The organism is Microbacterium sp. (assembly GCF_031180975.1).
Taxonomy (GTDB): domain Bacteria; phylum Actinomycetota; class Actinomycetes; order Actinomycetales; family Microbacteriaceae; genus Microbacterium.
The window spans coordinates 213,879-235,044 of sequence record NZ_JAPSLI010000005.1; the positions used below are offsets into that span (position 1 = coordinate 213,879).

Consider the following 21,166-nt stretch of genomic DNA (forward strand, 5'->3'; position numbering starts at 1 on the left):
TGTCAGCGTGGCAGCCGCAGCATCCCGTCGACGGACTCGGCGAGGCCGTCGGCGATGAGCGAGTCGATCGCCCGGTCGCGCTGCAGCGGATCCGGCCATGCGGCGGCCGCCTCGTGCAGCGGCACGGCGTGCATCGTCGCGTCGCGCAGCCACTTCAGGATCGCCCCCCGCGCCTGCCGGTCGCTGCCCTCGTAGCGCGCCTGCCGGCGTCGGTCGTCGCCGGTGTCCGGACACCCGGCCGCCCGCCAGGCGCACAGTTGCGCGATCGGGCAGGCCGCGCAGCGCGGTGCACGCGATACGCACACCGTCGCGCCCAGCTCCATGGCCGCAGCGTTCACGACGGCTGCGTCGTCATGCGCGGCGGGCAGGATCTCGGCCATCGCATTGAGATCGCGACGCGACGGGGCGCCGGGCTGCGACCGTGCGTGCAGGACGCGTGCCAGCACACGCCGCGTGTTCGTGTCGACCACCGGATGCCGCTCACCGTACGCGAACACCGCCACCGCCCGTGCCGTGTAGTCGCCGATGCCGGTCAGCGCGAGCAGCGCGTCCAGGTCGCGCGACACCTCGTCTCCGTGCCGGTCGCGGATCTCCACCGCGGCCCGGTGCAGCCACAGCGCCCGCCGTGGATAGCCGAGGTTCGCCCACTGTCGCACCGCTTCGGCCGGCGCCTCCGCCGCGAGGCCCGACGGGCGCGGCCACCGCTCCAGCCACGCCTCGAGATGCGGGATCACTCGCGTCACGGGGGTCTGCTGCAGCATGAATTCGCTCACCAGCACGCCCCATCCGCCGAACTCGGCGTGGAACTCCGCGCGCCGCCAGGGCAGGTCGCGGGCGCTCAGCCGATACCAGTCGGCGAGCCCGGCGGCGAGAACGGGGGTCGCGGACGCGGTGGGCACCGGGTCAGCATAACGACCCCGGCCGCGTAGGCTGAACGGGTGGTATCGCCCGGCATCCTGCTCATCGACAAGCCCGGTGGGCTGACCAGTCACGACGTCGTCGCGCGCATCCGCCGCGCGTTCGGGACCCGCAAGGTCGGGCACGCGGGCACGCTCGACCCGATGGCGACCGGTCTGCTCGTGGTCGGGGTCGAGGGCGCCACACGGCTGCTCACCTACATCGTGGGGGCCGACAAGACCTACACCGCGACGATCCGGCTCGGGCAGTCCACCACCACCGACGACGCCGAGGGCGAGATCGTCGCGACGGCGGGCGACGCGGCGTGGACGGCTGTCGACGAGGACGCGATCCGCTCCGGCATCCGACAGCTGACCGGCGCCATCGCGCAGGTGCCCAGCTCGGTCTCCGCCATCAAGATCGACGGCCGGCGCGCCTACGACCGGGTCCGTGCAGGGGAGGACGTGCAGCTGGCCGCCCGCCGGGTGACCGTCTCGCGTTTCGACGTGCTCGACATCCGCCGTGGCGACGGCGTGCTCGACCTGGACGTCATCGTGGACTGCTCGTCCGGGACGTACATCCGCGCGCTCGCCCGCGATCTCGGCGCAGCCCTCGCGGTCGGCGGCCACCTCACCGCGCTGCGCCGCACCCGCGTCGGCGGGTTCGACATCGCTGATGCCGCGGGGCTCGACGACCTGGCCCACGCCACAATGCTCGACCCGGCCGAGGCGGCCGCGCGCGTCATGCCGGTGCTGCGGGTGAGCGCCGACGAGGCGCGCGACCTGCGGCACGGCAAGCGGTTGCATGGCCAAGCCGCCCGCCTCACGGCCGCGGAGGTCGCCGCGGTCGACCCGGACGGGCTGCTGGTCGGCATCGTCGAGGCGCGTGGGGACGACGTCAAGAGCGCGATGAACATGCCGGAGGGGGAGCGATGATCGCCTGGTACACGACGCTGCAGATCGTGATGGCGTGCGCCTCCGGGCTGTTCTGCCTCATCGCCGGGTTCGCCGGACGCCGTCCCAGCGACTACACCGTTGGCAGCCTCGCGCTGGTCGAAGCGCTGCTGCTGGTGCAGGTCGTGATCGCCATCGTCGCCCCGCTGGCGGGCAACCCGCCGACCGGCGACCTGCTGGAGTACTGGGTGTACCTGGTGTCGGCCGTGCTGCTGCCGGTCGGCGGCGTCGCGTGGGCGCTGATCGAGCGCAGCAGGTGGAGCACCGTCATTCTCGGCGTCATCGGGCTCTCCCTGGCGATCATGCTCTGGCGCATGCAGGTGATCTGGACGGTGCAGGTCGCCTGACCTCGCGCGCGGTCGCCCCGACCCGCGCCCGTAGGATGGAGGGGCAATGTCTCACACAGTCCAGCGCGCCCGGATGACCGGCATCGGTCGTGTCCTCGTGATCGTCTACGCCGTGATGGCGCTGGCCGCCTCCGGCCGCAGCTTCGTGCAGATCGTGCGCCGCTTCGACGAGGCGCCGCTGGCCTACACGCTGTCGGCACTGGCCGCGGCGGTGTACATCCTGGCCACCCTCGCGCTGGTGCTGGCGGGACGCCGCGGGTGGTACACCGTCGCCTGGGTGGCGATCCTGTTCGAGCTGGCCGGCGTGCTCGTGGTGGGCCTGCTGAGCCTGACCGCCCCTGCGCTGTTCGCGCACGACAGCGTCTGGTCGTACTTCGGCATGGGCTACCTGTTCGTCCCGCTGGTGCTGCCGTTCTTCGGACTGTGGTGGCTGCGCACCCACCGTCCCGCGGAGGGCGCCGCATGATCGTCTTCCGCGACCCGGCCGAGATCCCCGCCGATTTCGGCCGCACGGTCGTCGCGATCGGCAAGTTCGACGGCGTGCACCTCGGGCACCAGGCGGTGATCCGGCGGATGCTGGAGGACGCCGCGAGCACCGGCGCACGCGCCGTCGCCGTCACCTTCGACCGCAACCCGCTGGCCGTGATCCGTCCGGACCGCTGTCCGGAGAGCATCGTCGACGTGGAGCGCAAGCTCGAGCTTCTCGGCGAGCAGGATCTCGATGCGACCCTGGTGCTGACCTTCGATGAGCAGCTGGCCGCGCGTCCCGCCGAGGACTTCGTGGCGGACATCCTGGTGTCGGCGTTGCGTGTGCAGATGGTGCTCGTCGGACGCGACTTCCGGTTCGGGCGCGGCGGTGCCGGCACGCCCGAACTGCTGGAACGCCTCGGACGCGAGCACGGCTTCGAGGTCGAGGTGGTCGCTGACGTCTATCTGCCCGGGTCCGACCGTCGCGTGTCCTCCACCTGGATCCGGGAACTGCTCGCCGCCGGCGACGTCGCCGGAGCCGCGCGCCTGCTCGGGCGCCCCGTGGACGTGCGCGGAGAAGTGGTGCACGGCCTCAAACGAGGTCGCGAGCTGGGCTTCCCGACCGCGAACCTCTCTGAGCTGGTCGACTCGCTCGTGCCCGCCGACGGCGTGTACGCCGGCTGGCTGCGCGACCACGACACCGGCATCCGGCATCCCGCCGCCATTTCGGTCGGCACCAACCCCACCTTCGACGACGTCCACCGCCGCCAGGTGGAGGCGCATGTCCTGGGCGCGGAGGACCTCGACCTGTACGGCCACAGCGTGACGGTGGAGTTCACCGAGCACCTGCGAGGGATGGTCGCGTTCGAGGGGATGGACGCGCTGCGCGAGCAGATCGCCGCCGACGTGGCAGCCGCTTTCGCGGTGCTGTCGCGCGACTGATCACCCTCCGAGCGGATGCCGTCCGCCGGCCAGCCCACGCCGCAGGCGTCATCTTCCGGTGCGCCGGGTGCGATGGCGTAGAATCGACCTCGGGCACCCGCAGTCACACGCGATGAGTCGCGCGAACGCAGCCCAGCCATCCGTGGTGTCACGGCACGAGCCGCGCACGGAGAGCCCTGATCGCCGGCCACCGGCGACTGACACTCACGCTCAGGAGGAGCATGCCGACTACGGCAACCGCCGCATCGCGGCGCAGGAAGACGTCCCGTCGAGACGACGAGGCGCCGCTGATCCCGATCCTCGCCCGCAAGGTGCGCGAGATCGAGGCGAAGGCCCAGCGCGGGAAGCTGGGCCCCACGAACCGCGTCAAGTTCCAGGTGATCGCGTTCCTCGTCCGCGAGGAGCGCGCCAGGGTGAAGGCCGATGCAGAGCTGGCCGACGCCGCACGCGCGGAACTGCTCAAGCGACTCGACGGCGTGGCGACCATCCTCGCCAAGACCGCCGCACGGGACACGTCGCTGATCCAGCTGCTCGAGGCCGACCAGGCCACCTCGCCCGTGGCCAAGCGGATGCGCCGCGACTGGCTGCTGGAATCCGGGGCGGAGCTGCCGCCCGAGGAGCTCATCATCACAGACATCGCGCCGGTGCAGGCTCCGGTGGTGCCACCGGCGCTCGCCGAGCGCCAGGTCACGCCCCCTTCCGTCGAGGCCCGCCAGCTGGCGAACCCGTTCCTCGCCCCCGACCTGACCCCGCGTCCCACCACGGTGCCGCGGCGCCGGCTGGACGGCTGGGAGCTGATGGGTCCGCTGTACAAGGCGTTCGAGACCGGCGCGGGTGGGGGAGCGGCGACCATGCCGCTGCCGCCGGCACCGGAGTACGACCACGTGTCGCCCAAGGGCCGCGAGGTCATGGCGCACCAGGCACGCTTCCTCGAGGCGGTGCGCGCCGGACATCGAACGTTCCTCCTCGCCGACGAGCCTGGGCTCGGGAAGACCGCGCAGTCGGCGCTGGCCGCCTCGGTCGCCGGGGCCTACCCGCTGCTCGCCGTCGTGCCGAATGTCGTGAAGATGAACTGGGCGCGCGAGGTGGAGCGGTGGACTCCGCAGCGACGCGCGACCGTCATCCAGGGCGACGGGGACGACATCGACGCGTTCGCCGACGTGTTCATCGTCAACTACGAGATCCTCGACCGGCACCTGTCGTGGCTGAGCACGATCGGCCTGAAGGGCATGGTCGTCGACGAGGCGCACTTCATCAAGAACCTGTCCTCCCAGCGCTCGCAGAACGTGCTCGCCCTCGCCTCGCGCATCCGTGAGCGCGAGCGCAACCCGCTGATGCTCGCCCTCACCGGGACGCCGCTGATCAACGACGTCGAGGACTTCGACGCGATCTGGCGTTTTCTGGGCTGGACCAACGGGGAGAAGCCCGGGCCGGAGCTGATGGAGAAGCTCGACGCGACCGGGCTGACACCCGCCGACAAGTCGTTCTACGCCGAGGCGCGCGAGGCCGTCATCTCGATGGGCATCGTGCGGCGCAAGAAGAAGGACGTCGCCGCCGACCTGCCGGACAAGCTCATCGCCGACCTTCCGGTGCAGCTGGACGACGAGTTCGGACGCAGCATCCGTCTGGCCGAGCGGGAGCTCGGCGAGCGGATGGCCGCGAAGTACCGCCGCATCGTGGAGGCGCGCACGGCGACTCACGGCGCATCGGATGCCCTGACCGGGTCGCACGGCGCGATCGACGAGGACATCGTCCGTCTGGTCGCACACAACGAGCTGGAGGAGTCCAAGGCGGCGGGCACCGGCGGCGACAACGTCTTCACGATGGTGCGCAAGATCGGCCAGGCCAAGGCGCAGCTCGCCGCGGACTACGCCGCGCAGCTGCAGCGTTCCGTCGAGAAGGTGGTGTTCTTCGCCAAGCACATCGACGTCATGGACCAGGCCGAGGCGCACTTCGCGGCATCCGGCATCAAGGCGGTGTCCATCCGCGGCGACCAGACCACCCCGGTGCGTCAGCAGGCGATCGACGCCTTCAACACCGACCCCGAGGTCGGCATCGCGGTCTGTTCGCTCACAGCGGCCGGCGTCGGCGTCAACCTGCAGGCGGCGTCGAACGTGGTGCTCGCCGAGCTGAGCTGGACGGCCGCCGAGCAGACCCAGGCCATCGACCGCGTGCACCGCATCGGTCAGGACGAGCCGGTCACGGCGTGGCGGATCATCGCCGCCCACACGATCGACACGAAGATCGCCGAACTGATCGACCAGAAGCAGGGGCTGGCCGCCCGTGCGCTCGACGGCGAGGCGGTCGAGGAGAGCGCCGGCGAGACCGTCCAGATGGCGGCGCTCATGCACCTGCTGCGGGAGGCGCTCGGCGGCGCCTGAGCACGGTGTCGGACCCACAGCCACAAAGGGGCGTTAAGAACCGAAGTTCTTGACGCCCCTTTCCGGCGCAATGGCGGCCCGGATCCAAAGAAGCGCGATCTGTGGCGGTCTCGTCCGTAAGATTCCGGGTTTTCGCGCCACGGGAATGGCATCCGCGATCCAACCCCACTAGGGTCGATGTCAGGCAGCGTCGCCGTTCCTCTCCCACCCGTACGAAGGCAGCAGCATGAAGATCGGCATCCTCACCAGCGGCGGCGACTGCCCCGGATTGAACGCAGTCATCCGCGGCATCGTGCTCAAGGGCACCACCAACTACGAGCTCGAGTTCGTCGGCATCCGCGACGGATGGCGTGGCGTGGTCGACGGCGACTTCTTCCCGCTCACCCGCCACGAGGTGAAGGGCCTGTCCAAGGTGGGCGGCACGATCCTCGGCACCAGCCGCACCAACCCGTACGACGGCCCACGCGGCGGCGCCGAGAACATCGCCCGGACGCTTGCCGCCCACGGCATCGACGGCATCGTGGCGATCGGCGGGGAAGGCACGCTGGCCGCGGCCGACCGCCTGTCGAAGGACGGCATCAAGGTGCTCGGCGTGCCGAAGACGATCGACAACGACCTGCGCGCCACCGACTACTCGTTCGGCTTCGACACCGCGGTGAACATCGCCACGGATGCCATGGACCGTCTGCGCACGACCGGCGACTCGCACCAGCGCTGCATGGTCGCCGAGGTGATGGGCAGGCACGTCGGCTGGATCGCCCTGCACGCAGGCATGGCCGCCGGGGCCCACGCGATCTGCATCCCCGAGGTCCCCATGTCGATCGACGAGATCTGCGCGCTGGTGAGCAGCGCGCACGATCGCGGTCGCGCACCGCTCGTCGTCGTCTCGGAGGGCTTCAAGCTGACCGGGATGGACGAGGCCTACAGCGACAAGGGCCTGGACGCCTTCAACCGCCCCCGCCTCGGCGGCATCAGCGAGATCCTGGCGCCGGAGATCGAGCGGATCACCGGCATCGAGACGCGATCCACCGTGCTCGGTCACATCCAGCGCGGCGGGTCGCCGTCCGGATTCGACCGCGTGCTCGCCACCCGCCTCGGTCTGAACGCCGCCGACGCCCTGGTGGACGAGGCGTGGGGGCAGATGGTCGCCATGCGCGGCACCGACATCGTCCGGGTGCCGTTCGCTGAGGCGCTCGGCGAGCTGAACACGGTGCCGCTGGAACGCTACGAGGAGGCCGCCGCCCTGTTCGGGTGACGCCGCTCGGGTGTGACGCCGTTCGGGTGACGCCGTTCGGGTGACGGGACGGGCGCGCGGCGGCTACGCCAGGCCGAGCACGTCCGACATCCACGCCAGTTCGAACGCGCGCTCCCGCCAGGCGTTGTAGCGGCCGCTCACACCGCCGTGCCCCGCCGACATCTCGCACTTCAGCAGCACGTCCGAGGCACCCGCCTCGCGCAGCCGCGCCACCCACTTGGCGGGCTCCACGTACAGCACGCGCGTGTCGTTCAGTGAGGTCATCGCGAGGATCCGCGGGTATTCGGCACCCTCGCGCACATTCTCGTAGGGGGAGTACGACTTCATGTACGCGTACACCTCCGGGTCGTGCAGCGGGTCGCCCCACTCGTCCCACTCCACGACGGTGAGCGGCAGCGACGGGTCGAGGATCGACGTGAGCGCGTCGACGAACGGCACGGCCGCCAGGATGCCCGCGAACAGCTCGGGCGCCATGTTCGCGACCGCCCCCATCAGCAGCCCGCCGGCGCTCCCGCCCTCCGCCACCATCCGATCGGGCGTGGTGACGCCGGTGTCGACCAGGTGCTGTGCGCAGGCGATGAAGTCGGTGAACGTGTTGCGCTTGTTCAGCTCCTTGCCGTCTTCGTACCAGTGCCGCCCCATCTCACCGCCCCCGCGGACGTGCGCGACGGCGAACACCACCCCGCGGTCCAGCATCGACAGTCTCATCGCCGAGAATCCGGGGTCGATGGAGTGCTCGTACGACCCGTACCCGTACAGGTGCACTGGTCGCGGTTCGACGCCGGGCTCCCCGAACGACGTGCGCCACACCAGCGAGATGGGCACCCTCGCGCCGTCCGGCGCGGTCGCCCATGCGCGCCGCTGTCCGTAGTCGGCCGGGTCGTAGCCGCCCAGCACCGGCTGCTGCTTGCGCACGTGCCGCTCGCCCGTGACGAGATCGAGCTCGAGCACGGTCGCGGGGGTCACGAACGAGGTGTACGACATGCGCAGGAAGGGGGAGTGCCACTCCGGGTTCCCACCGAAGTACGCCTCGTACAGCGGCTCGTCGAACTCGACCTCGTCGAGCGCGCCCGTCCGGTACGAGAGCACGGCGGCGCGGGGGAGACCGTCGCGGCGATACTCCACCGTCGCGAAGTCGCGGAAGCAGTCGACATCCAGGATCCGCCTGCCCGGCGTGTGCGGGATCAGCACTGTCCGCTCGCCGGTCGGATCGGATGCCGGCACCGAGACCAGCTCGAAGTCCAGCGCACCGTCGTTGTGCAGGATCAGCAGCCTGTCCTCGCCGTCCACGACGGCATGATCCACCGAGTACTCCACACCGTCACGGCGGGGCCACACCACGCGCGGCGGTGCGGTCAGGTCGGACAGATCCAGCAGCAGCTCCTCGCTGGTGATCTTCGATCCCAGCCCGATCACCAGGTAGCGCTTGCTGCGGGTGATCCCCGCACCCAGCCAGAACCGTTCGTCAGGCTCGTGGAACAGCTTGCTGTCCTGCGTAACCGGTTCGCCGATGCGGTGCAACCACAGCGTGTCCGGCCGCCACGCGTCGTCGCGGGTGGTGTAGACGATCGCCGTGCCGTCCGGGGTGAAGAACGCCTGGCCGGTGTTCTCGATCACGTCCGCGAACCGCTCTCCGGTGGTGAGGTCCTTCACGTGCACCGTGTACACCTCGTCACCGGTGACGTCGACCGACCACAGCAGTCGGGTGCCGTCGTCGGAGACGTCGAAGGCCCCGAGGGAGAAGAACTCGTGACCGTCCGCCTCGACGTTGCCGTCCAGCAGCACCTGCTCGCCCGGCACCGGCACCCCCGGTTCGAGGCTCGGCGGGGTCCAATCGTCGCCCTCCGCCCTGGTGCGGCACTGGATGCCGTACTGCGCGCCCTCCTCGGTGCGTCCGTAGTACCACCAGTCGCCGCGCCGCGTGGGCACAGACAGGTCGGTCTCCAGCACCCGGCCCTTCACCTCCTGGAACAGCTGCTCCCGCAGCGACGCCAGGTGGGCGGTGCGCGCCTCGGTGTAGGCGTTCTCCTGCTCCAGGTGCGCGATGACCTGGGGATCCTCCTTCGCGCGCAGCCATTCGTACGGGTCCTCCACGGTGTCGCCGTGGTGCGTGCGGATGACGGGGCGGCGCGCCGCGACAGGCGGCAGGGCGGTGGTTTCGGTCACCGTCTCACGCTACCCGAGCACGCGCCGGCGGCGCCCGCGGCCCGCACCCCACAGCCGCGCGAGTTGACCGGCGCGGGGGAGGATGGGAGGATTCCGGAGGGCCCGTAAACGGATCATGAACCCACGGTGAACTCTTCGTTCGTCACGCCGCATGCCGGCATCCCCCTCACTCGCAGTCCCAACGAAAGAGAACGGTGGAAACCGCAGCCCTCATCGTCGTGCTGGTCATCCTTCTGGCACTGTTCTTCGACTTCACCAACGGCTTCCACGACACCGCGAACGCGATGGCGACCCCCATCGCCACCGGCGCGCTGAAGCCCAAGACCGCCGTGCTGCTGGCAGCGATCCTGAACCTGGTCGGGGCGTTCCTGTCCACCGAGGTGGCCAAGACCGTCTCGGGCGGCATCGTCCGCGAGGATCAGATCGGGCACGATCTGCTTCCCTCGCTGATCTTCGCCGGTCTCATCGGCGCGATCACCTGGAACATGCTCACCTGGCTGCTCGGCCTGCCCTCCAGCTCCTCGCACGCGCTGTTCGGTGGACTCATCGGCGCCGCGCTGGTCGGCGTCGGCATCGGCGGCATCGACTTCGGCGTCGTGATGTCGAAGGTGATCCTGCCCGCCGTCATCGCGCCGCTCACGGCCGGCATCATCGCGTTCGCTGCCACGAAGATCGCGTACTCCGTGACGCGCCGCTACGACGGCAAGCCGGACGGCCGCTCCGGGTTCCGCTGGGGGCAGATCTTCACCTCCTCGATGGTCGCCCTCGCGCACGGCACCAACGACGCGCAGAAGACGATGGGTGTCATCACCCTGGCGCTGATCACGGTGGGATGGCAGTCCGCGGCGCACCACGAACCGCAGCTGTGGGTCATCGTCGCCTGTGCCGTCACCATCGCGCTCGGCACGTACCTCGGCGGGTGGCGCATCATCCGCACCCTCGGCAAGGGGCTCACCGACGTCAAGCCCGCCCAGGGCTTCGCGGCCGAGAGCTCCACGGCCGCCACCATCCTCGCCTCGAGTGCGTTCGGCTTCGCGCTGTCCACCACCCAGGTGGCGTCCGGCTCGGTGATCGGCTCCGGACTGGGGCGCCGCGGGTCCACGGTCCGCTGGCGCACGGTGGGGCGCATCGCGGTCGGCTGGCTGCTCACCCTCCCCGCTGCCGGCGCCGTCGGCGGATTCGCCGCACTGCTCGTAGTGTTCTGGGGCGTCGGCGGAGTGATCGTCGACGCGGTGTTCGCGGTCACCGTCATCCTCGGCCTGTTCCTGTACTCGCGTCGCAACGCGGTCACCCACGCCAACGCGATGAGCGACGTCGCCGAGTCGGGCCTTGCCGTCGACCTGCCCGAGAACCCGCCGCCCACTCGCCGGCAGCAGCGGATGCTCGAGGCGAAGGCCAAGGCCAAAGCCAAGGCGAAGGCGCGCTCCGACGCGCGCGCGGCCAAGAAGGACGCCGCCGAGGCTCGACGCAACGGCGGGCAGAAGCCCGACGCGCCGCGCACGGACGTCAGCGACAAGGAGACCGGACGATGAGCCTCGCGATCAACTGGGGCGCCTTCCTGCTCGTCTTCACCGCCGCGCTGGTCGGCGCCGGCGCGACCGTGCTGTTCTACGCACTCGGACTGCGGATGCTGGTGCGCAGCGGCCGCGTCCCGGTGGTGACCCCCGCGGAGTTCACCGACGCCATCACCGTGCTCTCCGAGAAGGAGATCAAGAAGGCCGCGAAGCAGGCGGCCAAGGCCGCCCGCAAGAGCCCGCTCACCGAGGGGCAGAAGCAGCTGGCGTTCGTCGCCGCGATCGGATGCTTCGTGCTGTGCGGCGCGGCCGTGCTCGGCGGCATCCTGCTCATCGTCATCGGGTTCTGACCGGCGCCGACGCGGATCGTCGGCGGCGCCCGGTTAGGCTGGGCGCATGCTCGACCTCCCCGCCTTCGGTCGGCACCAGCCGGCATCGCACACGATCGTCCATCTCAGCGATCCGCACTTCCTGGCCGGTGGCGCGCGGCACGCCGGGGGAGCGGACACCGAGCGCAACTTCGCGCGGACGCTCGACGCCGTCCGCCGGGTGCACCCGAGTCCGTCGGCGATCGTGTTGACGGGGGACCTGACCGACCTCGGCGAACCCGACGCGTATGCACGGCTGCGTCGTGCCGTCGAGCCGGTGGCCGCCGAGCTGGGCTGCCCCGTGGTGTGGGTGGCGGGCAACCACGATGAGCGCCCCGCCCTGCGCGCCGGGCTGCTGGACGACGTCGCCGGCGAACAACCAGTGACGGGGGTGTGGGACCTCGACGGGCTGCGCCTGATCGCCCTGGACACCAGCGTCCCCGGTTGGCATCACGGCGACCTCGACGACGGGCAGCTGGACTGGCTCGGCGGGCTGCTGCGCGAGCCAGCGCCGCACGGCACGCTGCTCGCCATGCACCACCCGCCGCTTCCCGCGCACGTGCCATTGTTCGACATCCTGGAGCTCCGCCATCAGGACGAGCTCGCCGACGTCATCCGGGGGACGGATGTGCGCGGCATCCTGGCGGGGCATCTGCATTATTCGTCCTCCGGCACGTTCGCCGGCATCCCGGTGAGCGTCGCCTCCTCGACGTGCTACACGATGAACCTGGCGCGACCGGCGGCAGAGGTCAACGGCATGGATGCCGCCCAGTCGTTCCAGCTGGTGCACGTGTACCCGGACACGATCACGCACACCGTCGTGCCGGTGGACGACGCCCCCACCGCCGATTTCTTCACCGAGGAGTGGCTGCGCGACATGGCGCGCCTGTCGTCGGAGGAGCGGCTGGAGCTGTTCTCGCGCAAGAGGGCTCCGGGCGACGCGTAGACTGGAGGGCAATCCCCCGTCTCGTACCCGCCCGCACCACCCCACAAGGAAGTGACATGGCCGCAGACGCGCCTGCCCTCACCCGCACCGAGACCGATTCCCTCGGAAGCATGGAGATCCCCGCCGATGCCTACTGGGGCATCCACACCGCGCGAGCGGAGGCGAATTTCCCGATCACCAAACGTCCGATCTCGGTGTACCCGGATCTCGTCCGCGCCCTCGCGATGGTCAAGCAGGCCAGCGCCCGCGCCAACAAGGAGATCGGTGTCATCGACGCCGAGCGCGCGGACCTGATCGACCGTGCCGCGCAGCGCGTCATCGACGGGGAGTTCCACGACGAGTTCCGCGTCGGCGTCATCCAGGGCGGCGCCGGCACGTCGACGAACATGAACGCGAACGAGGTCATCACCAACATCGCGCTTGAGATGGCGGGCCGCGAGAAGGGCGACTACGACTTCCTCTCGCCGATCGACCACACCAACCGCAGCCAGTCCACGAACGACGTGTACCCGACGGCCGTGAAGATCGGTCTGTCGTTGAACCTGCGCTCCCTGCTCGACGAGCTCGACCTGCTGCGCCGCTCCTTCCTGGACAAGGCGACCGAGTTCCACGACATCCTCAAGGTGGGCCGCACCCAGCTGCAGGACGCCGTCCCCATGACGCTCGGGCAGGAATTCCATGGCTTCGCCACCACCCTCGGCGAGGACCACAGCCGGCTCACCGAGAACGCGTCGCTGCTCACCGAGATCAATATGGGCGCCACCGCCATCGGCACCGGCATCACCACCCACCCGGACTACGCGCCCACCGTGCTCAAGCACCTGCGCGAGATCGCAGGTCTCGACCTCAGCACCGCCACCGACCTGGTGGAGGCAACGAGCGACACCGGCGCCTTCATGTCGTTCTCGTCGTCGCTGAAGCGCAACGCCATCAAGCTGTCGAAGATCTGCAACGATCTGCGCCTGCTCTCCTCCGGTCCGCAGGCCGGCCTGGGCGAGATCAACCTGCCCGCGAAGCAGGCCGGTTCGAGCATCATGCCGGGCAAGGTCAACCCGGTCATCCCCGAGGCCGTCAACCAGGTGGCGTTCGCCGTCGCCGGCGCCGACGTCACCGTCACCATGGCGGTGGAGGGCGGTCAGCTGCAGCTGAACGCCTTCGAGCCGGTCATCGCGCACTCGATCTTCCAGTCGATCACCTGGATGCGACAGGCGATGTGGACGCTGCGCGTGAACTGCGTCGAAGGCATCACGGCCAACCGCGACCGGCTGGGCGCGATGGTCGGCGCCTCGGTCGGCGTGGTAACCGCGCTCACCCCGTTCATCGGTTACGCGGCATCCGCGGCGCTGGCGAAGACCGCGCTGCTGACCAACCGCAACGTCGCCGACCTGGTCGTCGAGGCCGGCCTGATGTCGCGCGAAGAGGTCATGAAGCAGATCTCGCCGGCACGACTGTCGGGTCTGGAGACCGTCACGGCGGCGATCCCGGTGATCGCCGCAGAGGACCTGCCCGCGGACGACGTTCCCGCCAAGGGCTGATCCGCATACGAGAAGGCGCCTCCCGCTCGGGGAGGCGCCTTCTCGCTTTCCTGACCGCGTGTCAGTCGGTGATACGGCAGTGCGTGGTCAGCTCGCCGATCCCGTCGATGCCGACGGTGACGGTCGAGCGGTCGCGCAGGAAGATCTGCGGGTCGCGGGAGTAGCCCGCACCACCGGGGCTGCCGGTGGAGATCAGGGTGCCCGGCTGCAGGGTGATGGACTGGGACAGATGGGCGATCAGCGTCGACACCGGCCGCACCATCTGGTTCGTGCTGGCGTCCTGCACGGTGTGCCCGTCGACGACGGTCCAGATGTGCAGATCCTGCGGGTCGGCGATCTCGTCGGCGGTGACCGCGAACGGACCGGTCGGCGTGAAGCCGTCGAACGACTTGCAGCGCGACCACTGCGCCTCGGCGAACTGGATGTCGCGGGCGGTGATGTCGTTGACGACCGTGTAGCCCCAGACCACGTCGAGCGCGTCCTCGGCGGGGACGTCCTTCGCCGCGCGACCGATGATGACGCCGAGTTCCGCCTCGTAGTCCACGGACTGGCTGAGCGAACGCGGCCAGGACGTGGTCTCGCCGTGCCCGGTGAGCGAGTTCGGCCACAGCGTGAACACCGTCGGCGCGGCGTCGGTCTTGAGCCCCAACTCGCTGGAGTGGGCGGCGTAGTTCAGGCCGACCGCGAGCACCGCCGGCGGGGAGAGGACGGCCGAGCCGAAACCGAAGTCGTCGAGCGGATGCCGCGGAGCCTGCTCCTCGGAGACTGCCGAGCGCAGGCGGGCGAGTGCTTCGTCACCGCCCTCGATGAGCTCCTGGAGCGTTCCGGGAGCGGGGTCGAGAAGGTCACTGACGAGGATGGCGTCCGCTCCGTCGACCACCGCGAGGTGCAGTCGATCGGAGTCCCGGGCGCGCAGATGGGCAAACCGCATCCCTCTACGCTACCGGCAGACGTACCGGTCTCGCGGCAGCCGACCTCTAGGCTTTTCGCATGAGCTTTGGAGGACAGCCACCGGCCTATACGCCGCCCCCCGCGGCCGGCGACCCGTCGCGGCCGCCGGGGGCGGCCCAACCGGTGTACGGTGAGCCGCCGCGGCCGGTCTACGGGCAGCCGCCGGCGCCGCCACGTGCGGTGCAGGTCCGCGCCGAGTTCGCTTCGCCCTTCGATCGGGCGCCCGCCTACGCACCGCCGGCGCCGCAGGCGCCGTCTCCCGCTCCGGCGATGCCGGCACTCCCGGTCCCGGTGCGCAAGGGACGTTCGGCGTCCATCTGGGCGTTCGGTGTGCTCGGGTTCCTGATGCTCGGCCTGGCCGCCTACTTCGTGTTCGCGCTCGGTGCCGGCGCCTCGATCACCGGCATGATCCTCGCCCTGATCCCGCTGGCCATCGTGCTCACCGGAGTGCACCTCATCGACAGGTGGGAGCCGGAACCGCGGAGCCTGGTGGTCTTCGCGCTCGCGTGGGGCGGCATCGGTTCGATCGGCCTGACCCTGCTGTTCGACCTCGCGCTCACCGTCGCGGCCGGCCAGCGCAACGAGTTCTTCTCCGCCGTCATCCAGGCGCCCGTCGTGGAGGAGGTCACCAAGGGGCTCGGACTCCTGCTCATCTTCGCGATGGGCAGGCGTACGTTCGACGGCCCCGTGGACGGCGTCGTGTACGGCGCCCTGGTGGGCGCCGGGTTCGCATTCACCGAGAACATCCAGTACTTCGGGATCAGCCTGATCGAGGGCGGCGCGGGGCAGCTGACGTTCACGTTCATCGTGCGAGGGCTGTTCTCGCCGTTCGCACACGCCATGTTCACCGCCCTCACCGGCTTCGCGATCGGGCTCGCGGTACGGCGCGGCGCCCACGGGCCCGGGGTGATCGGCGCGGGAGCCGTCGGGGCGATCGGCGCCATCGCGCTGCACGCGTACTGGAACGGGTCGTCGCTGCTCGGAGACTTCCTGGCGCTCTACCTGACCACCCAGGTGCCGCTGTTCGTCGGCTTCATCCTGACCATCGTGGCGCTGCGGCGGGAGGAGGCGCGCCTGACCCGGGAGCGCCTCGCCGACTACGCCGCCGCCGGCTGGTTCACGCCGCAGGAGGTCGTCATGCTGGCGACACCGGCGGGGAGGAGGACCGGGCTGCAGTGGGCAGCGACCCTGCGGGGCGACCGCCGCCCGCTGATGCGCTCGTTCATCAAGGACGCCACCGCCCTCGCGGCGGTGCGGCAGCGGGCGATCCATGGGCACGACGCCTACGCCGCCGAGGACGAACGCGCGCTGCTGATGCGGATGCGCTCCACGCGGGCGGCGCTGCTGGCGTACTGACGGATGCCAGCGGCTTCGCGCATTGATCGAGGGGTGAGGTTTCGACTCGCTTCGCTCGCTCAATCTTGATGCGCAGACGACTCAACGCGCTTCGCGCATCGAGTCGTCTCGCATCAACACTCAGCGCCCGGTGCTGCGGCATTGCCTGCAGGTCTCCCGGGCGCTGAGTTGGTCTACACACAGGGTGTCGCGCCTCGTGGACGATGTCAAGACTTCTCGCTCACCCCGTTGTTCTCCACGATCACGTCCAGAGCCACCCCTTCGCACGCGATACGGGGCAGTTCGGCGAGTCGGCTGCCGCGGACGGAGTCGCCGGTCGCGCATCTCGGGTCGGTGGACACCACCACACGGCCGACGCCGTTGACCAGCGTCACCTGGTGTCCGAGGGCCGCGAACCGCGGGGTGAGCTCGCGCTCGACGTCCGACACCAGCAGGTCGAGGCCGGCGACCCCCATGGCCGTGCCGTCGACCACCGCGGGAACGGCGATGGTGATGGTGTACTCGTCACTGCACAGATAGTCCACGTAGGGTCCCGCGACGTGCGGGGCACCCGTGGACATCGGCACCCGGTACCACTCGAGCTCGCTGTAGTCGATGTGCTCCTTGTTCACCGACTGCGCGGCGAGCACCAGCTGTCGACGGTCGGCGCCCTGCCACCAGGCGAGATGGCTGTGCGCGTCCGAGAGCAGGTCGATTGCGGCGATGAACCCCGCGCCGTACACCGGCGCCTCCTCGAGATCGAGGGTCTGCAGAGCGTACGGCTCCACCAGGGCGTCCACTTTCGCGCGGGTGAGCGGGCCAGCGCGCAGCGCCGAGGCCAGCTGCTCGGCGAACGGATCGACCCAGCTCAACAGCATCCTGATGGGCGAGCCGAAGTAGTCCTGGACGATCTCGGCGGCATCCGCCGGGGCGGTGGTGGGTGTGGTCATCGCGTCCTCCTGTGCACGTCGATGGGGGTCTGGTCAGCGCGGGGCTGCGGTCTGCAGTTCGATGAGCGCGTCGATCACGTCGGTGACCATCTGCTCGCAGCGCCGGCCGGCGGCGTCCGGGTCGGCGTTCTCGACGGCGTCGATGATCGCTCGGATGCTGTCTGCCTGTCGGCGCAGCCCGTCATGGTCGGGAGCGACGAGCCGAAGATACGGCGAGAACTCGGCCTGCAACTTCATCTGCTCGCGGGTGAGCCGCGCCGACTGGCTCAGCGACGCGAGCTCGACCTGCACGTCGTCCAGGAGGCGGCGCTGCTGCTCCGGATCGAGCTCATCGATGCGCTCCAGGCGCCGGCGCACTGTGCGCGTCTCGCTCTCGTCGGCGCGCCGGGCGGCGAGGCGCACCGCTGCCGCCGTGATGGCGGCGTAGTGGGCGCCCATGTCGCGCAGCGCGAGGCGGGAACTCTTCATCACCGCGGCGCGGGCGAAGGCGAGCGGGTCGGCGTCGTCCACCACGAAGCTTCCGCCGTTGCGGCCGCGGCGCGTCACGATCAGCCCGCGACCGCGCACCGCGAGCAGCGCCTCGCGCACGGTGACGGGCGCCACACCGAAGCTGCGCGCCAGCTCCGACTCCGACGGCAGGCGCTCGCCGGCGCGCAGATGACCGCGGTTGATGGCATCCACCAGCCGCCGCTCCACCATCTCGGCGCGGCCCTCGTCGCCGATGGGCTGGAACAGGGCCCCCTGCAGCCGATGGGGCTGGCGCGCGCCGGGCCGCGCCCTCGCCGGAGCGCCCGGCGCACCGGTGACGGGGGCGTCGGTCTCCGGGGGAGACGGCAGCGGTTCCATGTCGCTGATTCTTCCACCTCGACGACTTCGGCAACACCACTTGAAATATGTCCTACGGTTTTATATGTTTAAGCGCACCTTCCGAGTTCGACGGAGATCGAGGAGTCCGAGATGGCCACTGCCGCCCCCACCACGCACGAGGCGAACGACGCCTCTGCCGTCAAGGGCAGCGTCTCGCTGCAGTCGCTCACCAAGTCGTTCGGCGAGTTCACCGCCGTGCGCGATCTGGACCTCGAGGTGGCGCCGGGGGAGTTCCTCTCCATGCTCGGCCCGTCCGGCTCGGGCAAGACCACCGTGCTGCGGGTCATCGCGGGATTCGAGGAGGCGACCTCCGGAACCGTCCGTCTCTCCGGCGTCGACGTCACACGGGTGCCGCCGCACGCGCGCAATGTGAACACCGTGTTCCAGGACTATGCGCTCTTCCCGCACCTGACCATCGCCGAGAACGTCGGCTACGGCCTCCGTGTTCGCGGCACCGGCAAGGCCGAGCGCGTGGAGCAGGTCACCGAGTCGCTCCGACGCGTGCGGCTGGATCATGTCGCCGATCGGCTGCCGCACCAGCTGTCCGGCGGTCAGCGGCAGCGCATCGCGCTGGCGCGCGCGCTCATCCTGCGCCCGCAGGTGCTGCTGCTCGACGAGCCGCTCGGCGCCCTGGACAAGCAGCTGCGCGAGCAGATGCAAATCGAGCTGAAGCAGATCCAGCGCGAGGTCGGCATCACGTTCATCTTCGTCACGCACGACCAGGAGGAGGCGCTCACGCTGAGCGACCGCGTGGCCGTGTTCAACAACGGCCGGATCGAGCAGGTCGGCAGCGCACGGGACGTCTACGAGAACCCGCAGACCGAGTTCGTCGCACGCTTCCTCGGCCTGTCCAACCTCATCGAGGCCGCTCTGGCCGAGGAGCTCACCGGCGACCGGCGCACCATGAGCATCCGCCCCGAGCGGGTCCGACTGCAGCCGGCATCCGATCCCCTCCGCGACGGCGATGTCGGCCTGCTCGGCACCGTGCGCGAGGTCGTCTACACCGGTCCGGCGACCCGCTTCCTCATCACGGCGGATGCCGGAGTCGAGCTCATCGCCGAGCAGCCGAACGCACACCACCCCGCGCACGAGCAGGCGCTCGGCCGCGGCGACCACGTCCGCGCCGTGTGGAATCCCACCCACGCCGCGCGGCTTCCCTGAAAACCCCACCGAGAAGCACTGATCCCGAAGGAGCGATCCCATGCGCAAGAAGATCCTGGCAGCCGGGGCGATGGCGGCAGCAGCCGCTCTGGCACTGTCCGGCTGTTCCGGCACCACCGACGCGGCACCCGCGGCGGGCGGTGACGGTCAGCTGAAGATCGACGTCCCCGACATCCCGATGATGGAGAAGCTGGGGGAGAACGAGAAGGAGGTGAACATCATCGCCTGGTCGGGCTTCGTGGAGCCGGCCTGGAGCGACGAGTTCACCAAGATGACGGGGTGCACGGTCAACCGCCGCGTCGCGGGCACCAGCGACGAGATGGTGCAGCTGATGCGCACCGGCGACTACGACCTCGTGTCGGCGTCAGGCGACGCGAGCCTGCGACTCATCGCCGGCGGCGACGTCCAGCCGCTGAACCTGGACCTGATCCCGAACTTCGGCGACGACATCGTCGAGGGCATGAAGGGCCAGATCTACGACACTATCAACGGCAAGTCGTACGGCATCCCGATCGGGCGCGGCGCGAACATCCTGCAGTACAACAGCGAGGTCGTCACCGAGGAGCCGACCAGCTGGGACGTCGCCTGGGAGAAGGACAGCCCGTACGCCGGCAAGGTGATCGCGTACGACGCGCCGATCTACATCGCGGACGCCGCCGTCTATCTGATGGCGCACGAGCCCGAGCTGGGCATCAAGAACCCGTACGCGCTCGACCAGAAGCAGCTGGATGCCGCCATCGACCTGCTCAAGCAGCAGAACGAGATCGTCTCCGAGTACTGGTCCGACCCCGCCGCGCAGATCACGTCGTTCGCCGGCGGCACCACGGTGCTAGGCACGTCGTGGGAGGTGCTGCGCAAGCTGGCCCAGGACGACAAGTTCAAGAGCGTGCTCCCTGAGGAGGGCTCGACCGGCTGGTCGGACGCCTGGATGCTGGCGGCCGAGGCGAAGAACCCGAACTGCGCGTACGCGTGGATGGACTACGCCTCCTCGCCGGAGGTGAACGGCGCGATCGCGATGAACTTCGGCATGGCCCCGGCCAACGCCGCGTTCTGCGACACCAGCGCCGAGGCCAAGGCCCACTGCGACTACTACCACGCCACCGACGAGGAGTACTTCAAGAAGGTGTGGTTCTGGACCACTCCGATCGAGCAGTGCATCGACGGTCGCACCGACGTCACCTGCACGAACTTCCAGCAGTGGACGGACGCCTGGCTCTCGGTCAAGGGCTGAACACGCGCCGGGGGCGGGGCTCGCGCCCTGCCCCCGGACCCTCTTCTTCGACGACAGGATCGACATGAAACGCCGCGCACGGATCGCGGGCCTGCTGGCCCTGCCGATGACCTGGCTCATCGGGATCTACATCTTCTCCCTCGTGATGCTGCTGGTCACCGCGTTCTGGGTGACGGACCCGTTCACCTCGAAGGTGAAGCCCGGGTTCACGATGCGCAACTTCGAGCAGCTGGTCGTCAATCCGGCCTACCTCTCCACCTCGCTGCGCACGCTCGGGATCGCCCTCGCGGTCACCGCGCTGTCGATCCTGGTGTCGGTGCCGCTCGGGATCTTCATGGCGAAGGTCGCCTCGCCCTGGCTGCGCGCGGTGCTCGCCGTCTCCATCACGCTGCCGCTGTGGGCCGGCTACCTCGTGAAGATCCTCGCCATGAGGATCACGTTCACCGAGGAGGGCTTCTTCAACTGGCTGGTCGCGCCGTTCGGCATCCGCGGTCCGGGCTTCAGCCTCTTCACCGCCGTCCTCACGCTGACCTACCTGTGGCTGCCGTACATGGCGGTTCCGGTGTACACCGCGATCCGGCAGCTGCCGCCGAACCTCTTCGACGCGTCCGCCGACCTCGGCGCCGGCTCGTGGCGCACCATCCGCACCGTCGTGCTTCCGCTGATCAAGCCCGCCATCATCGCCGGCTCGGTGTTCACGTTCTCGCTCAGCCTGGGCGACTATCTCGCGGCGCGCTTCGTGGGCGGCGACACCCAGATGATCGGCAGCGTGATCGCCTCGAACATCAACCTCAACCCGCCGCTCGCCGCAGCGTTCTCGGTGGTGCCGATCGCCTTCGTCGTCATCTACCTCGTGAGCGTGCAGCGCACCGGGGCCCTGGAAAGGATGTGACCGCACC

Annotated in this window: 19 protein-coding genes; 14 read left to right on the plus strand and 5 right to left on the minus strand. The window is 69.9% G+C overall.

The genetic code is table 11. The features are described from left to right. Positions 1 to 2 precede the first annotated feature (2 nt). The gene (locus tag RIF65_RS09135; RefSeq protein ID WP_309065214.1) at positions 3 to 899 is read right to left on the minus strand and encodes an A/G-specific adenine glycosylase; all 897 of its coding nucleotides are present in this window, start codon (positions 897 to 899) and stop codon (positions 3 to 5) included. A 39-nt stretch (positions 900 to 938) separates the two neighbouring features. Here RIF65_RS09135 and truB point away from each other — a divergent pair, with 39 nt between their 5' ends. The 6 genes from truB (at position 939) to RIF65_RS09165 (ending at position 7,243) form a co-directional block, all read left to right on the plus strand. Beyond that, on the plus strand, positions 939 to 1,832 hold the full coding sequence (gene truB / locus RIF65_RS09140; RefSeq protein WP_309065215.1) for a tRNA pseudouridine(55) synthase TruB: 894 nt from the start codon (positions 939 to 941) through the stop codon (positions 1,830 to 1,832). Continuing rightward, on the plus strand, positions 1,829 to 2,197 hold the full coding sequence (locus RIF65_RS09145; RefSeq protein ID WP_309065216.1) for a hypothetical protein: 369 nt from the start codon (positions 1,829 to 1,831) through the stop codon (positions 2,195 to 2,197). The genes truB and RIF65_RS09145 overlap by 4 nt, the downstream gene beginning before the upstream one ends. A 73-nt stretch (positions 2,198 to 2,270) precedes the next feature. Further along, positions 2,271 to 2,663 carry a hypothetical protein gene (locus RIF65_RS09150; protein WP_375142143.1) on the plus strand — a complete coding sequence of 131 codons (393 nt, stop codon included), beginning with the start codon at positions 2,271 to 2,273 and terminating at the stop codon, positions 2,661 to 2,663. Continuing rightward, a complete protein-coding gene (locus RIF65_RS09155) occupies positions 2,660 to 3,607 on the plus strand; it encodes a bifunctional riboflavin kinase/FAD synthetase (protein ID WP_309065218.1) in 948 nt (315 codons plus the stop codon). The genes RIF65_RS09150 and RIF65_RS09155 overlap by 4 nt, the downstream gene beginning before the upstream one ends. Positions 3,608 to 3,828: 221 nt before the next feature. After that, complete coding sequence (locus tag RIF65_RS09160; protein WP_309065219.1) at positions 3,829 to 5,988, plus strand: DEAD/DEAH box helicase; 2,160 nt, start codon at positions 3,829 to 3,831, stop codon at positions 5,986 to 5,988. 226 nt (positions 5,989 to 6,214) lie between these two features. Continuing rightward, positions 6,215 to 7,243: an ATP-dependent 6-phosphofructokinase gene (locus tag RIF65_RS09165; protein WP_309065220.1), complete on the plus strand. Its 1,029-nt coding sequence runs from the start codon at positions 6,215 to 6,217 to the stop codon at positions 7,241 to 7,243. Positions 7,244 to 7,306: 63 nt separating this feature from the next. Here RIF65_RS09165 and RIF65_RS09170 read toward each other — a convergent pair whose 3' ends face one another. Further along, positions 7,307 to 9,409 carry a S9 family peptidase gene (locus tag RIF65_RS09170; protein ID WP_309065221.1) on the minus strand — a complete coding sequence of 701 codons (2,103 nt, stop codon included), beginning with the start codon at positions 9,407 to 9,409 and terminating at the stop codon, positions 7,307 to 7,309. Positions 9,410 to 9,603: 194 nt separating this feature from the next. On the opposite strand from RIF65_RS09170, the gene RIF65_RS09175 reads away from it, so the two are divergent. Genes RIF65_RS09175 through RIF65_RS09190 form a run of 4 tightly spaced genes read left to right on the plus strand, consistent with a single transcriptional unit; the run spans position 9,604 to position 13,772 of the window. Then, entirely contained in the window at positions 9,604 to 10,941 is a 1,338-nt protein-coding gene (locus RIF65_RS09175) for an inorganic phosphate transporter (protein ID WP_309065222.1), read from the plus strand. Continuing rightward, complete coding sequence (locus RIF65_RS09180; protein WP_309065223.1) at positions 10,938 to 11,273, plus strand: peptidase; 336 nt, start codon at positions 10,938 to 10,940, stop codon at positions 11,271 to 11,273. Before RIF65_RS09175 ends, RIF65_RS09180 begins: the two co-directional genes overlap by 4 nt. 46 nt (positions 11,274 to 11,319) lie before the next feature. After that, positions 11,320 to 12,237 (plus strand): phosphodiesterase, encoded by a 918-nt coding sequence (locus tag RIF65_RS09185; RefSeq protein ID WP_309065224.1) that lies wholly within the window; start codon positions 11,320 to 11,322, stop codon positions 12,235 to 12,237. Between the two features lie 56 nt (positions 12,238 to 12,293). Next, positions 12,294 to 13,772 (plus strand): aspartate ammonia-lyase, encoded by a 1,479-nt coding sequence (locus RIF65_RS09190; RefSeq protein ID WP_309065225.1) that lies wholly within the window; start codon positions 12,294 to 12,296, stop codon positions 13,770 to 13,772. 61 nt (positions 13,773 to 13,833) lie between these two features. Here RIF65_RS09190 and RIF65_RS09195 read toward each other — a convergent pair whose 3' ends face one another. Then, positions 13,834 to 14,703 carry a fumarylacetoacetate hydrolase family protein gene (locus RIF65_RS09195; RefSeq protein ID WP_309065226.1) on the minus strand — a complete coding sequence of 290 codons (870 nt, stop codon included), beginning with the start codon at positions 14,701 to 14,703 and terminating at the stop codon, positions 13,834 to 13,836. 59 nt (positions 14,704 to 14,762) lie between these two features. Here RIF65_RS09195 and RIF65_RS09200 point away from each other — a divergent pair, with 59 nt between their 5' ends. Beyond that, entirely contained in the window at positions 14,763 to 16,079 is a 1,317-nt protein-coding gene (locus tag RIF65_RS09200; RefSeq protein ID WP_309065227.1) for a PrsW family glutamic-type intramembrane protease, read from the plus strand. Between the two features lie 206 nt (positions 16,080 to 16,285). Here the strand turns inward: RIF65_RS09200 and RIF65_RS09205 are convergent, their stop codons facing one another. Together RIF65_RS09205 and RIF65_RS09210 are read right to left on the minus strand one after the other, a co-directional pair. Beyond that, positions 16,286 to 17,008 carry a cache domain-containing protein gene (locus RIF65_RS09205; RefSeq protein ID WP_309065228.1) on the minus strand — a complete coding sequence of 241 codons (723 nt, stop codon included), beginning with the start codon at positions 17,006 to 17,008 and terminating at the stop codon, positions 16,286 to 16,288. Between the two features lie 33 nt (positions 17,009 to 17,041). After that, positions 17,042 to 17,854, minus strand: coding sequence for a FadR/GntR family transcriptional regulator (locus RIF65_RS09210; protein ID WP_309065229.1), 813 nt, complete (start codon positions 17,852 to 17,854; stop codon positions 17,042 to 17,044). A 111-nt stretch (positions 17,855 to 17,965) separates the two neighbouring features. On the opposite strand from RIF65_RS09210, the gene RIF65_RS09215 reads away from it, so the two are divergent. From RIF65_RS09215 to RIF65_RS09225, 3 genes are all read left to right on the plus strand, one after another. Then, on the plus strand, positions 17,966 to 19,036 hold the full coding sequence (locus tag RIF65_RS09215; RefSeq protein ID WP_309065230.1) for an ABC transporter ATP-binding protein: 1,071 nt from the start codon (positions 17,966 to 17,968) through the stop codon (positions 19,034 to 19,036). Positions 19,037 to 19,076: 40 nt separating this feature from the next. Beyond that, complete coding sequence (locus RIF65_RS09220) at positions 19,077 to 20,267, plus strand: extracellular solute-binding protein (RefSeq protein ID WP_309065231.1); 1,191 nt, start codon at positions 19,077 to 19,079, stop codon at positions 20,265 to 20,267. 64 nt (positions 20,268 to 20,331) lie between these two features. Continuing rightward, positions 20,332 to 21,159, plus strand: a complete 828-nt coding sequence (locus tag RIF65_RS09225) for an ABC transporter permease (RefSeq protein ID WP_309065232.1) — start codon at positions 20,332 to 20,334, stop codon at positions 21,157 to 21,159. The last annotated feature ends 7 nt before the right edge of the window (positions 21,160 to 21,166 follow it).